Raw genomic sequence first — 14,141 nt, 5'->3', positions numbered from 1 at the left:
CAAGCCTTACAACGCGTAGAACAGCATTGGCACAAAGGCCACCAGCAGCAGCGTCGGCCCCATCACCGCCAGCGGGAGCAGCAATCGCTGGTAACGGTGCCAGAAGGAGCCGGTACGCTCCGCCGCCAGCACCTCCGTCTCTCCAACGACCTGCCGGGTCAACAGATGGTTGAGAGCGACTGGCGGGCTCAGGTAACCAAGCTCGAAGGCCACGAGGCAGACCAGCCAGAAATGGAGGGGATCGATACCCAGATGGATCGCTGGCTGGGCAATCGTGGCAGAGACCAGAATCACGGCACCAAACGGATCCATCACCATACCGATGAAGGTCAGCATGACGACGATCACCAGCATGGCGATCCAGGGACTGGTCAGATGCTCGGGGAACAGAACGTGCACGATCTCCGAACGCTCCAGGATACCGCCCATGCAGATGGAGAAACCGATCAGGGCCAGGAGAGCTCCGATGTGCACCGCAGAATCACTGGCGGCGGCTGAACTCCGGTTCCAGAAGGCCTGCAACCGGGTCTCTTCATCTTCACGATTCGATTTCCGGGCATCGAGCATCACCAGCGCCAGCATGACCAACGGCAGAATCAGGGGCGCACTGTATTCATTGAATTTCAGCCCGAGAATGATCCAGATTGCCAGAATCACCAGACCGCCGACGAGCGCATAGGGAATCAGCGGCCGCAATTCACCAATCGCCCGTGTCAACGCGCCAGGAGCCGGCCTGGGTTTCCAGTTGCCTTCCGTCTTGCAAACCACGAATGAAAACAGGGTCGCCGACATGATGAAGATCCAGAAACCCCAGCTGTACATTTCGGTGGTAGTGACTTCCTTGTTCAGGGCTGCAACGACCACAATCAGCAGGCACGGATTCAGCACCACACCCAGGCTGCCCGACATGGCCGTGGTGGCCAAGGACAGCTGGCGACCGGCACCGGCACGACGGAGCTCGTCGTAGACCACGCCACCGACGGCCAGGATGAAGATCCCCGAGGCGCCGGTAAACGCCGTGGGGAACGCGGTGCTGAAGATGATCACCGAAGCCAGCAGGGGCGCCGGCAGGTTGAACGGTTTGATGACATTCAGCAGCAACTCCGGCAGCTGGGTCTGCTTGAGCATCATCCCCACCAGCACATACAGGCCGATGTTGATGAACATCGACGACAGGTTGGTCATCATGCCGAAGTAAATGGCCAGACCGGAGGCATACCCATCCACCAGGAAGAAGTAACTCATCGCAATCAGGCCCATCGCACAATACAGCGGTATGACCAGACCGGACGAGAACGACAGCGAACCGGAACTGATCCGCGAAGGCACATAGATGAAGCGTGCGGCGTTGATGACCATGAAGAGACCGAACACCATGACCCAGGCGTACTGCAGCTCCATGGTGCCGCCTGACTCCGGCGACGTCGTGAGCTTGCCCAGATAGGCATTCAGCGAAACCACCATCAAGCCATTGACCACAAACTGCACACCCTGGCTCAGGCGCCATTCGGCCCGGTTCCTGGGCAGGCGCAGCGCGATGTGGTCCGTATCCAGGGCGGCAATGGCCGCGGCCATTGCAAACATGGCAATGAAGAGGAACTTGGTCAGTTCAATGTTGTCCAGCAGGAAGTGTGCGATCCCCTGCTCCACCGCCTTGTAGACAGCGAGCGCGGCGGTAGCATGCTTCAGATTTTGCTCGTAGAGCGCATACTTCTGCTGGCACAGCTCCAGGTTGCTCTCCAGCGACTTGCGAATGGCCGCAGGATTGGGCGGCGAACTGAACAGGTCGTCCGGGTCCGGCTTGTAGGCCTGGACCCGTTTGGCGACTTCCGCATCGATGTCACGGTGCAGATCACAGGCCGGTTCCTTGGCATCGGGGTCAAGCAGGTAGTAATTCGGCCAGGTCTGCTCTCCCACCCACAGCAGGCGGGAATGCAGCGAACTCCCCATACCCAGCAGCAGCGTGAACAGCAGGAGCAGCAGGAGCAGGGCCCCGTGCAGCCGATGCACGGGGTACAGGGTTTTCGCGGCCGGGACCGTCAGCGTTCGCCAGTTCATGTTCGCACCGTCCTGTTATTCGCGGTTGGCCGCAGTACACTCTGCAGCAGACGGATTACTGGCACAGCGGATCTTGCTCAGCAGACCGAGCATTTTCGGATCGTAGACATCCGGTGCACCGTTCTTGCCATCACGCATTTCCAGACGGTTCTGACGGAACATTTCCTGATAACCGCGAATGTCCTTCTCGGGAATGCGGATCCACACATCGTCCGGAATGGCGCTTTCCTGTTTCTTGATCAGGTCCATCGCCTGGGGAAACATATTCCAGGCCACTTCCCGGGATTGCTGCGCGGTCTTCTCATCCATCACACCGTCACGAGCAATAATTTGCATGGTCAGCTGAGCCAGCGGATAGTCGACGACCCCACCCTTGTCGCCAATACCCTTGTAGAGCTCCAGGGCCTCGTAGGCAAAGGCCGGCGCGTACGCGGTATCAACGGATCCGTTATTGAATTTACCTGCAAAGTTGGTGATGTCCGAAGGAACGACGGTGGCCTTCACAAAGTTCACCATGTGGATGGCGTCTTTCTGGTAATCCAGGGTCGCCATGCGCTTGCCGGCCAGTTCGCCGGCGGTATCGATGCTCCGATCGTTTACGAACAGGTAACCGGCGCCAACCGGAATGATACCCAGCACTTCATAGCCATTCTGCTTCATCAGGGGCGCCGCCTTGGGCTGCGCAAGAGTCGCGAGCAGGGTTTTCAGGTTGTCGTAGGTCGGAATGGCACCAACCGCACTGATACTGCCGGTGAACCGGTTGAAGGGGCGGGTTCGCAGGTCTGTGGCTGCCACCACGTCGCACTGGCCGGCGTTGAAGTCGCCCACGGCGACGCCTTCATCCGTATAGGGCTTCAGCTGGAAGTCAACGCCGTGACTCTTCATCTCCAGCGCGTAGTCCTTGGCCATGTTATAGAAGTCACCGTTGGCACCGATGACATCGAACACACACATGGAAACAGTCTGTGCAGAAGCCAGTGGTGCGGCGGCAACCAGTGCCAGTGCAGTAAGGGACTTGCGGATCATAACGACCTCCGGGTCATTTTCTTGTTTATGGGTAATCGGATCGGGATGGATGACCTGCTCAGAGCAGGTCATCCAGGTTCATGGTTTCGACATTCTCGGTATCACGCTCCGGGCTCATCTTTCCGAAGAAGCTCTGGGGCGTCCGGTAACCGTAATGCTCGGTCCAGTATTTGTCGGAGGAGAACTGGATGACGCCCCGGGCAACGGTGTCCACAAGACGGTACTCATCCCAGACGTCCACAGTTGCATCAGAATCGGCAAACTCGGAGATGGCTTCTTTCAGCTTGTCGGGGCGACCAAAGGTTTCAGCGGCGACCGCCTTGAGAGCCAGGGATGCACGGAAACCTTTCTGGATACCCAGTTCTACGCTGTGATCCATAACCACCCAGGGATCGGGTGACAAATCAGGGCGAGTATCGGGCAGGAGGAGCCAGACAAGTGCGCGGATGGCATTGGGCAAACCGCCCCACTTCTTGTCATCCACACAGGTGGCGGCGCGTTCTGCCTGAGGCGCAATATTCCGGGGAATGCCCGCCATGGCGCCGGAATTGGCATCATTCACGATGGCCTGCATGCCGGTCAGAAGTCCCAAAAGGAAGGTCAGTTCATCCTGTTCATTGAACAGGAACGGGCACTCGAGTGGTTCGGCAGCCGGATCGAAATCGTACGCCGCCATGGCCCGTTTGAAGGCCTTATAGCGACGCTCTGCGGTCTTGGCGTACAAACGCTTGGCCTCTTCACGGGCATCCTTGGCCGCCGGAACGTTGCCTTCGTAATCCGCCCGCAGATAGGACAGCTCAGCTTCCCAGGCCCGATATTCCATACAGTTGCCTGCCAGCAACATAAGCAGCGAACCGGTACTGTCCGGCGCATCCGTTACCCGTGAAAACGAATACAGCAACGGGTCCACACCCTCACCCAGCGCGCAAGCCAGCTGCGGGTCGGACATCTGCATCACGTAGGGAGTGGCTTCCTGCTCGGAATAATTGGAGAGAACAACACCGGTGGTGGAGTAGATGGGATTCGCGGAACAGCCGGCAAGCATGACGGCCGCACCCACAAGCAGAAGCTTGAGATGCGCCACACACTGGCGGCCGGTTTCAATAACCAGTCGGTACATCATAATTCGCCCTGTTTCACGTTGTTTTTATTGGATCTGGATGACAGCGTCAGATTATTGCTGTTATGCCGAGGCAATACTGTGAAGCATCGCGCGCTCCGCGGGTTGCGCCGTCTCCAGTCAACGGTTACAAGAATGCGTTGAAAATTGTCCGACCAAAATGGCTGGTTTGCCGAAACCGACATGCCGATCAGGCCAATGGCCTTCTGGGAAAGGTATTCTTTGGTTATTTTTTGATCTGGCGCACAGAAATTACTAAAGATTCATCATCGCCATTACCTGATCCGTCAGGCCGTCCAGGGTCAGGCCGCCCCGCTCGGGTTTATACCAGGTTACAGTCCAACTCAGGGCGCCGGTCAGCATACGGCGCACCACAAACGGATCTGCCTGAAGATCGCCCTGCTTCCGCAAGGTGCCAAGAACCTCGAGCCAGAGTGCCTCGTAGATATCCCGGAGCTTCAGGACCTCCGCCTGCGAATCCGCCGACAGGCTACGCCACTCGAATACGAGAACCGCCATGGCCTCGCCCGTCTGGCCGTTGATGGATTCCAGCTCCACCCGGACCAGCGCCCGAAGCTTTTCCCGTGGCGCATCCACCGCCTCGACGGCCGCCTCCATCAGCGCGGTATTCAGCCGGATCGTTTCAACCATCACCGCCTTCAGGATGTCTTCTTTCGTGCGGAAATGGTGAAACAGACTGCCGGACTGTATGCCAACAGCCGCCGCAAGATCCCTCACGGTAGTGCGCTCATAGCCCTTGTCCCTGAAAAGACGGGCTGCCTCCCTCAATAACCGTCCACGGGCACCATCGGGATCGGAGACGAGATTTTCACGGACGAGTTTCTGCAGGATCGGTGTTTGTTTCACGAGACGGTTCCGGTCAGCGGGAAGGAAGGCCCATTTTACCTGAGACTTGCCTGTTTACAAACCAAGCGCTTGCTTGGTATCGTCTTTCCAACACAGTTCAGCCCGGCGGATGCGGGCATAACGAACAAGGTAACCTTCATGTCAGACAACTCTGGTAAAACCGTCCGGATCGGCTGCTCCGCTGCCTTTTGGGGCGATACGGAAACCGCCGCCGCCCAACTGGTCCGTTACGGCAACATCGATTACCTCGTCGCGGACTACCTGGCCGAAATCACCATGTCGATCATGGCGGGCCAGAAGATGAAGGATCCGTCCCAGGGCTATGCACGGGATTTCGTCCAGACGGTGATGGGCCCCCTGCTCGCCGAGATCAAAGAGAAAGGTATCCGGGTGCTGGCGAACGCGGGAGGCGTTAACCCGGAAGCCTGCCGCGATGCGCTCCAGGCTCTGTGCGACAAAGCCGGGGTCGATCTGAAAATTGCCCTGGTGCTCGGGGATGACCTGCTGCCTCAAAAGAAGTCGCTGGCAGACGATGGCACGCGGGAAATGACCACCGGCGACCAGATGCCCGGGATGATGGTGAGCCTGAACGCCTATCTCGGGGCTCCCGGACTGGTAACGGCCCTCGAACAGGGAGCGGACATCGTCATTACCGGCCGGGTCGCCGACAGCGCACTGGTGCTGGCGCCGCTGGTGCACGAATTCAACTGGTCGTGGGACGACTACGACAGACTGGCCCAGGGAAGCCTGGCCGGCCATCTACTGGAATGTGGCGCCCAGGCCACTGGTGGCAACTTCACGGACTGGCAGGATGTGGCCGATGGCTACGCGGACATGGGTTTTCCCATCGCCGAGGTCGGTGCCGATGGGGCCTTTACCATCACCAAGCCTGAAGGAACCGGGGGCAGAGTCAGTCGGGGGACCGTGGGCGAGCAGCTGGTATACGAAATAGCGGATCCCAGGGCCTACCTGTTGCCGGATGTGAGCTGCGACTTCAGTCAGGTCACACTCGAAGAGACCGGCCCGGACCGGGTCTCTGTCCAGGGGGCTCGTGGCCGGGCTCCTACCGACACCTACAAGGCATCCGGCACCTGGCCGGACGGCTTCAAGTGCACCGTCACCTTCCTGCTCGCCGGGCTGGACGCAAGGGCGAAAGCACAAACGGTGGCGGAAGCCATCCTGGCCAAGACCTCCCGGCTTTTCCGGGAGCGGGGCCTGCCGGACTACAGTGAAACCAGCATCGAACTGCTGGGCACCGAAACCACCTATGGCTCCCACGCCCGTTGCCAGAACTGTCGGGAGGTGGTCGTTAAAATCAGTACGGCGCACCCCAAAAAAGAGGCCCTGGCCCTGTTCTCCCGGGAAATCGCGCAGGCTGCCACGGGTATGGCACCAGGTATCACCGGTATTGTCGGTGGACGCCCGACGGTTTGGCCGAAAATCCGGCTGTATTCCTGCCTTGTGCCGAAAACCCGGGTCCAGGTCTCGGTCGACCTCAATGGCGAACAAACCGACGTTCCTGTAGAAACCGCTGGCGGCTTCGACGCGGCTCAACTCCCTGAGCTGGCACCGCCCCCCGGCGGAACCGACGGCGATACCGTCGTGCCACTGATCGAACTTGCCTGGGCTCGCAGCGGCGACAAGGGAGACCACTGCAACATCGGTGTTATTGCCCGCGAACCTGACTATCTCCCCTACATCTCGGCTGCCCTGACCGAACAGGCTGTCGCCGACTGGATGGGCCATACTCTCAACACCGAATCCGGAAAGGTTACCCGGTGGTTCATGCCGGGCCTTAATGCCTTCAACTTCCTGCTGGAGCACAGCCTCGGCGGCGGCGGTGTCGCGAGTCTGCGAATCGATCCGCAGGGCAAAGCCTTTGCCCAGCAGCTTCTGGAGTTCCCGGTACCCGTCCCTGCAGGCCTGATTGCACGTTAAACAGACAAGGAACTTTCGCGAATGAATTATCAATCCATCTTCAGACCGGACCTGTTCCGGGATCAGGTATTCATTGTCACCGGAGGCGGCTCTGGCATCGGTCGCTGCACCGCCCATGAGCTGGCTGCGCTGGGGGCCAAGGTCGCACTGGTAGGCCGCAAGGCCGAAAAGGTCGAGGCAGTCAAGGTAGAGATCATTGAAGACGGCGGCATGGCCAGCGCCCACGTCTGCGACATTCGAGAGGAAGACGCGGTCAAGGCGACGGTCAGGGACATCATCTCTGAACACGGCGGCCTGAATGGGCTGGTGAATAACGCGGGTGGCCAGTTTCAGGCGCCATTGACCGGCATCAGCCAGAAAGGCTGGGAGACCGTGGTGCGAACCAATCTCACCGGTGGCTTTCTGATGGCCCGTGAAGCCTACACCCAGGCACTCAGCAAAACCGGCGGTGCGATCGTCAATATCGTTGCCGACATGTGGGGCGGCATGCCCGGCATGGGCCATTCAGGGGCAGCCCGCGCCGGCATGGTGAACTTCACCCAGACTGCGGCCGTGGAATGGGGGGCCTCCGGCGTCCGAGTCAATGCCGTGGCCCCTGGCTGGATTGCCTCCTCCGGCATGGACAACTACCCGGCGCAGATGCGTGACTGGATCCGAGGCCTTGGCGACAACGTTCCCATCAAACGCATGGGCACCGAGTCCGAGGTCAGCGCCGCCATCTGTTTCCTGCTCAGTCCGGGCGCGGCCTTTGTCAGTGGTGATTGTCTCCGTATCGATGGAGCGGCGTCTCAGGGCGGCCGGGTATGGCCCCTGCCCAAGGCGAAGAACAACGAACCCTTCAACGGCTTCCACCGGGCCTACACGCCCAAAGTGCTGAGCGACGACTGAGGCACCCCATGCAGATACTGGAAACATCCGTCAATCCGCAATCCGCCGAGTTTCGAGCCAACACCGAGGCCATGGATGCTCACATCCAGACGTTTCGGGATGCGGAACAAAAGGTGCTGAACCTGGCCGAATCGGCCCGCGAAAAATTCACCAAACGGGGCAAACTTCTGCCCCGGGACCGGATCAACCGCTTACTGGACAGGGGCAGCGAGTTCCTCGAGCTCTGCTCACTGGCCGGCTACAAGATGCACGATGACAAAGACGGCTCCCAGGCGGGCGGTGGCATCATTGCCGGCATCGGCACCGTCGAGGGCGTCCGGTGCCTGGTGGTGGCAAGCAACAGCGCCATCAAGGGCGGCACCATCACCCCCGCTGGCCTCGACAAGACCTTGCGACTCCAGCAGATCGCCATGGAAAACAAGCTGCCAGTGGTGTCCCTGTCCGAATCCGGCGGCGCCAACCTGAACTACGCCACCGACATCTTCGTCCTCGGCGCCCGCGGTTTCGCCAACCAGGCCCGTATGTCCGCCGCAGGCATTCCTCAGATCACCGTCGTCCATGGCAATGCGACCGCCGGCGGCGCCTATCAGCCGGGCCTCTCGGATTATGTGATTACTGTGCGGGAACAGGCCAAGATGTTCCTGGCCGGCCCGCCCCTTTTGAAGGCGGCCACGGGGGAAGTCGCTACCGACGAGGAGCTTGGTGGCGCCGAGATGCACGCCACCGTTGCCGGCACCGCCGAGTACCTGGCCGAAGACGACGCCGATGGTATCCGTCAGGCCCGCGAAATTCTTGGCGCCCTGCCCTGGAACGAAAACCTGCCACCCCGGCGGGAACCGGACTGGGAAGCGCCGCTTCACCCGGCGGAAGAACTCCTCGGGATCATTCCAGCCGAGTCCAAGAAGCCCTATGACGTCCGGGAAATCCTCGCGCGAATCGCCGATGGGTCCCGGTTCCTGGACTTCAAGAACGGTTACGACGACCAGACCGTCTGCGGCACCATCCGGATCGAGGGCCACTCGGTCGGCATCATCGGCAACAACGGCCCGATCACACCCGCCGGCTCTACCAAGGCTGCCCAGTTCATTCAACTGTGCGACCAGGCCGGCACGCCGATCCTGTTCCTGCACAACACCACCGGTTTCATGGTGGGCACCCATTCGGAGCAGAACGGAATCATCAAGCACGGGTCAAAAATGATTCAGGCCGTGGCCAACTGCCGGGTGCCCAAGATCGCCATTGTCGTGGGCGGCTCCTACGGCGCCGGCAACTACGCCATGTGCGGCCGGGGGCTCGATCCCCGCTTCATCTTCGCCTGGCCGAACAGCCGCACAGCGGTGATGGGCCCGGCCCAGGCGGGCAAGGTGATGCGCATCGTGGCGGAGGACAAGCAGCGCCGGGGCGGCATGGAACCGGACGCCAAAACCCTGGACTTCCTGGAACAGGCCACGGCGAAGAAACTGGAGGAAGGTTCAACGGCACTGTACGGAACCGCTCGACTTTGGGATGACGGGCTGATCGACCCACGGGATACCCGGCGGGTACTGGCTCTGGTGCTATCAATCTGCCGGGAAGCCGAGCAGCGGCAGTTGCGGCCCAACAGTTTTGGGGTGGCGCGTTTTTAACCTTCGATTTGCTTGTTGGGCCTTGGCACAGGACTGCGAGCTTTGGAGCAGGCACTGTCTGGGAAGTGCCATCAGGCCACGAGTTAACTTTAGCCAGTAAAAACTGACCAGATTCCAGAATTCAGAATATAAAGAACGATTGGACAGAAAATAACCTGAAAGTAGCACTGAGCATGAAAATATAAAGCGGCTGTGGGGAGGGGCCTTCAGAAAATGTGGAGGGCCAAGGACGGCCCGAAACAAGCGCACACGGACGTGCTTGTAGCGGTTTTCTGAAGGCCCCTCCCCACAGCCGCGCCCCAAATTGTCGGACCTGCACCAACAGAGGCAGACACGGACTAACAAAACGGAGAACAAGAACGTGAAATTCACAGCCGAACACGAAGCCCTCAGAAAGACCGTCCGGGACTTTGTCGAAAAGGAAATTAACCCCTACTGCGACGAATGGGAAGAAGCCGGAGAGTTTCCTATTCATGACCTGTTCAAGAAGCTGGGCAACCTCGGCATCCTGGGCATCCAGAAACCTGAAGAGTACGGCGGCATGGGCCTGGATTACAGCTACAACCTGGTGGCTGCCGAGGAACTGGGCACCGCCCTGTGTGGTGGCGTACCCCTGGCCATCGGCGTGCAGACCGATATGTGTACGCCCGCCCTCGCCCGCTTTGGCTCTGACGAACTCAAACGGGACTTCCTGGCGCCGGCGATCGCGGGTGACATGGTCGGCTGTATCGGTGTCAGCGAAGTGGGTGCTGGTTCAGACGTAGCGGGCCTGAAGACTAACGCCAGGAAAGACGGCGACGACTACATCATTAACGGCTCGAAGATGTGGATCACCAACTCGCCCAAGGCGGACTTCATCTGCCTGCTCGCCAACACCAGCGACGACAAACCCCACAAGAACAAATCCCTGATCGTGGTGCCCATGAACTCACCGGGCATCACCTTCAGCCCGCACCTGAACAAGCTGGGCATGCGTTCCTCGGAAACCGCACAGATCTTCTTCGACGATGTTCGTGTGCCCCAACGTAACCGGATCGGGGCCGAGGGTACCGGCTTCATGATGCAGATGCTGCAGTTCCAGGAAGAACGGATGTGGGGCGCGGCCAACGTGATCAAGGCGCTGGAAGTCTGCGTCGACAAGACCATCGAGTACTGTCGGGAGCGCAAGACCTTCGGTCAGCCGCTGCTCGATAACCAGTACATCCATTTCCGCATGGCCGAACTGCAGACCGAGATCGAAGCCCTTCGGGCGTTGACCTACCAGGCCTGCGAGCTGCACATCGCCGGCAAGGATGTGACCAAACTGGCGTCCATGGCCAAGCTGAAGGCCGGCCGCCTCGGGCGTGAAGTCACCGACGGCTGCCTGCAGTTCTGGGGCGGCAATGGCTACATGTGGGACAACCCTCTGTCACGGGCCTACCGGGATGTGCGACTGGTATCGATCGGCGGCGGAGCCGACGAAATCATGCTCGGGATTATCTGCAAGCTGATGGGTATTTTGCCTGGAAAGCGTAAAGACTGAAGTCCGGATTCTGGTGGAAGGGTTGCCAGGCGGGGGAGGTTTGCGGGACACGCTGTGAATACGTCCTTGTAAGCTTGAGCGCAGCATCCCTGCTGCGCACATTCCCGCAAACCTCCCCCGCCCGGCAACGTCCGACAAAGTAATTGGAGTTAGCACATGGAACAGTTACCGCATTGCGAGACCCTGCTCCTCGAAAAACACGGCCCGGCCCTGCTTTTGACCATCAACCGGCCTGACGTCCGAAACGCCATGAGCCTTCAGATGGTCGCCGAGCTGTCGACGATTTTTAACCAGATCGAACAGGACAACACCATCCGGGCAGTCGTGATCCGGGGAAAGGACGGCCACTTCTGTGCCGGCGGTGATATCAAGGACATGGCCGGAGCGCGGGGACAAAAGGCAGAGGAAGGTCAGCACGACCCGTTCTACAAACTGAATCGGGCCTTTGGCCACATGATTCAGCAAGTCAACGAGTCTTCAAAGGTGGTGATAGCGGTGACCGAGGGTGCTGTCATGGGCGGCGGTTTCGGCCTCGCCTGCGTGTCCGATGTCGCCATTGCCGGGCCTACTGCAAAGTTTGGAATGCCGGAGACCTCCTTGGGCGTGATACCAGCTCAGATTGCACCCTTCGTCGTCGAACGAATCGGCCTCACTCAGGCCCGGCGACTGGCGTTGCTCGGTTTACGGATCGACGCCAGGGAAGCCTGCGCCCTCGGCATCGTGCATCAGACCGCGGAAAGCGAAAGTGAGCTGGAGGAGTTGCTCCAGCAGGCACTCGACAGAGTCCGCCTGTGCGCCCCCAACGCCACTGCCGAGACCAAGGCATTGCTGCACCGGGTCGGCCACGAGCCCATGAACAAACTGCTCGACAGCGCAGCCGAAAAGTTCGCCGAAGCCATACGTGGCCCGGAAGGCGCCGAGGGGACGATGGCGTTCGTGCAAAAAAGAAAACCCAACTGGGCAGACGGATCCGAATGATTGCGAAGCGACTGCTGGGGCGGGTATGGCCGGAAAATGTAGAGGGCCATGGATGGCCCGAAACAAGCGCACAGGGATGTGCTCGTAGCGGTTTTCCGGCCATACCCGGCACAGCAGGCGCGGCCTTACTCCCAAGCATGAGAAAAACGATATGCTCACCAAACTCCTGATAGCCAACCGAGGCGAAATCGCAGTCCGGGTGATCCGCACCGCCAAGTCCCTGGGCTATCGAACAGTCGCGGTTTACTCCGAGGCCGACGCCAGCGCCCTGCACGTGGAACTGGCGGACGAGGCCGTCTGCATCGGCCCGGCCCCGGCCTCCCAGTCTTATCTCAACATGGACGCCATTCTCGACGCCGCCGGCAAAACCGGCGCTGACTGCGTCCACCCCGGTTACGGCTTCCTCTCCGAAAACGCCGGTTTTGCCAAAGCCTGCAAAGACGCCGGACTGGTGTTTGTCGGCCCACCCGAAGCCGCCATTGACCTCATGGGCAGTAAACGACGATCCAAAATTGCCATGCAGGAAGCGGGTGTTCCGGTTGTTCCAGGATACGAAGGCAACAATGCCGGTGACGACGAACTCATCCAGGCAGCGGCCGATATCGGGTTTCCGCTGATGGTCAAAGCCTCTGCCGGAGGCGGAGGCCGGGGCATGCGCCGGGTTGATTCGGAGGCAGAGCTGGCAGACAGCCTCCGGCGGGCGCGGTCTGAAGCCAGGCAGTCCTTTGGCGACGACGAACTGATTCTTGAGAAAGCAGTCATCGAACCCCGGCACGTCGAGATCCAGGTCTTCGCAGACCGGCACGGCAACGCCGTCTATCTCGGTGAACGTGACTGCTCCGTCCAGCGCCGCCACCAGAAAGTCGTCGAGGAAGCGCCCTCTCCCTTCGTTACTCCCGAACTGCGGGAAGCCATGGGCAAAGCCGCCGTGAAAGCGGCCCTGGCCTGCCAGTACGAAGGCGCCGGCACCGTGGAATTCCTGGTGGACAAGGACCGCAATTTCTATTTTCTGGAGATGAACACCCGGCTTCAGGTCGAGCATCCGGTTACCGAACTCATCACTGGCCAGGATCTGGTGGCGTGGCAACTTGCGGTGGCCGAAGGCCGCCCCCTGCCACTCAGCCAGTCGGAGATACAGTTGAGCGGACACGCCATCGAAGTGCGGCTGTATGCCGAGGATCCGGCCGGCGAATTCACGCCGCAGACCGGGCAGCTGTACCAGTTCGAACCCGCAGCGGGCGAGGGGGTGCGATACGACGCCGGGGTTCGTTCCGGCGACATCATAAGCCCTCACTACGATCCCATGCTTGCCAAAATCATTGCCTGGGGCGATAACCGCGACGAGGCCCGCCGTCGTCTGGTTCGTGCGCTGGAAGACACCACGGTGTTCGGCGTCACCACCAACCGTTATTTCCTGAGCCGGATCGTCGCCAATGAGACGTTCGGCGCCGGACAGGCCACCACCGCCTTTCTGGATCAGGATTTCCGGGACGATCCCTCACTGTCCCCCCACGAACTGTCCATACGTGAGCTGGCACTGAGCGCCGCCATCCTGAGCCGCTCCGGAACCGGGGGAGAAGGCTGGAGCAATGCGCCCTCCACGGTAACGCCGATGACACTGGAAACCGGTCATCGCACCATCGAGCTTCTCGTGCGACACAGTGCCGAGGGTGTCTCGGTCAGCCACGGAGAGAGCCGATACGATCTTCGACTGGGGGACGATCGGGATGGCCGCTTGTGCATCATCGACAACGGCGTACGTCAGACTTGCCAATATCACCGGCACTCGGATTCCCTATATTTGCATGCGCTCGGTCGATCCTGGTGCGTCCGCGATGTGACGCACCAGCCCGCCGCCGGTAAGGACGGTGCGGGCAGCGGACGGCTGCTGGCAACAATGGATGGCGCCGTAACGGAAGTTCTCGTCCAGGAAGGGGATGCCGTTCAACAGGGACAACCGCTGGTCGTCCTGGAAGCCATGAAGCTGGAACACCCGGTCAAGGCCGACTGTGATGGTGTGGTGGCCGGCATTCACGCGGTGGCCGGCGACCAGGTCAGCCGCAATCAGTTGCTGGTAGAGATTGCCACGACCGGGGATGCCGAACCGACAAAACAATGA

At 60.3% G+C, this 14,141-nt stretch carries 10 protein-coding genes; 6 read left to right on the top strand and 4 right to left on the bottom strand.

Translation table 11 applies throughout. The features are described from left to right. Positions 1-6: 6 nt before the first annotated feature. The 4 genes from MLD04_RS02255 to MLD04_RS02240 form a co-directional block, all read right to left on the bottom strand. Positions 7-2,058: a TRAP transporter large permease subunit gene (locus MLD04_RS02255; RefSeq protein ID WP_248154372.1), complete on the bottom strand. Its 2,052-nt coding sequence runs from the start codon at positions 2,056-2,058 to the stop codon at positions 7-9. Positions 2,059-2,073: 15 nt separating this feature from the next. After that, positions 2,074-3,084 carry a putative solute-binding protein gene (locus MLD04_RS02250; RefSeq protein WP_248154370.1) on the bottom strand — a complete coding sequence of 337 codons (1,011 nt, stop codon included), beginning with the start codon at positions 3,082-3,084 and terminating at the stop codon, positions 2,074-2,076. A 58-nt stretch (positions 3,085-3,142) separates the two neighbouring features. Next, positions 3,143-4,204 (bottom strand): hypothetical protein, encoded by a 1,062-nt coding sequence (locus MLD04_RS02245; protein WP_248155369.1) that lies wholly within the window; start codon positions 4,202-4,204, stop codon positions 3,143-3,145. Between the two features lie 255 nt (positions 4,205-4,459). After that, positions 4,460-5,071 (bottom strand): TetR/AcrR family transcriptional regulator, encoded by a 612-nt coding sequence (locus tag MLD04_RS02240; protein ID WP_248154368.1) that lies wholly within the window; start codon positions 5,069-5,071, stop codon positions 4,460-4,462. Positions 5,072-5,209: 138 nt separating this feature from the next. Here MLD04_RS02240 and MLD04_RS02235 point away from each other — a divergent pair, with 138 nt between their 5' ends. The 6 genes from MLD04_RS02235 to MLD04_RS02210 all read left to right on the top strand — a co-directional run bounded on the left by MLD04_RS02235 (position 5,210) and on the right by MLD04_RS02210 (position 14,141). Then, a complete protein-coding gene (locus tag MLD04_RS02235) occupies positions 5,210-7,009 on the top strand; it encodes an acyclic terpene utilization AtuA family protein (protein WP_248154366.1) in 1,800 nt (599 codons plus the stop codon). 21 nt (positions 7,010-7,030) lie between these two features. Then, positions 7,031-7,897 carry an SDR family oxidoreductase gene (locus tag MLD04_RS02230; RefSeq protein ID WP_248154364.1) on the top strand — a complete coding sequence of 289 codons (867 nt, stop codon included), beginning with the start codon at positions 7,031-7,033 and terminating at the stop codon, positions 7,895-7,897. Between the two features lie 8 nt (positions 7,898-7,905). Then, positions 7,906-9,522: an acyl-CoA carboxylase subunit beta gene (locus MLD04_RS02225; RefSeq protein WP_248154362.1), complete on the top strand. Its 1,617-nt coding sequence runs from the start codon at positions 7,906-7,908 to the stop codon at positions 9,520-9,522. A gap of 361 nt (positions 9,523-9,883) precedes the next feature. Then, on the top strand, positions 9,884-11,044 hold the full coding sequence (gene atuD, locus MLD04_RS02220) for an acyl-CoA dehydrogenase family protein (RefSeq protein WP_248154360.1): 1,161 nt from the start codon (positions 9,884-9,886) through the stop codon (positions 11,042-11,044). A 156-nt stretch (positions 11,045-11,200) separates the two neighbouring features. Beyond that, positions 11,201-12,022, top strand: a complete 822-nt coding sequence (locus tag MLD04_RS02215) for an enoyl-CoA hydratase/isomerase family protein (RefSeq protein ID WP_248154358.1) — start codon at positions 11,201-11,203, stop codon at positions 12,020-12,022. Positions 12,023-12,173: 151 nt separating this feature from the next. Beyond that, the gene (locus tag MLD04_RS02210; protein WP_248154356.1) at positions 12,174-14,141 is read left to right on the top strand and encodes an acetyl/propionyl/methylcrotonyl-CoA carboxylase subunit alpha; all 1,968 of its coding nucleotides are present in this window, start codon (positions 12,174-12,176) and stop codon (positions 14,139-14,141) included.

The organism is Marinobacter koreensis (assembly GCF_023156285.1).
Classification (GTDB): domain Bacteria; phylum Pseudomonadota; class Gammaproteobacteria; order Pseudomonadales; family Oleiphilaceae; genus Marinobacter; species Marinobacter koreensis.
This window is presented reverse-complemented; position numbering and strand designations above follow the sequence as displayed.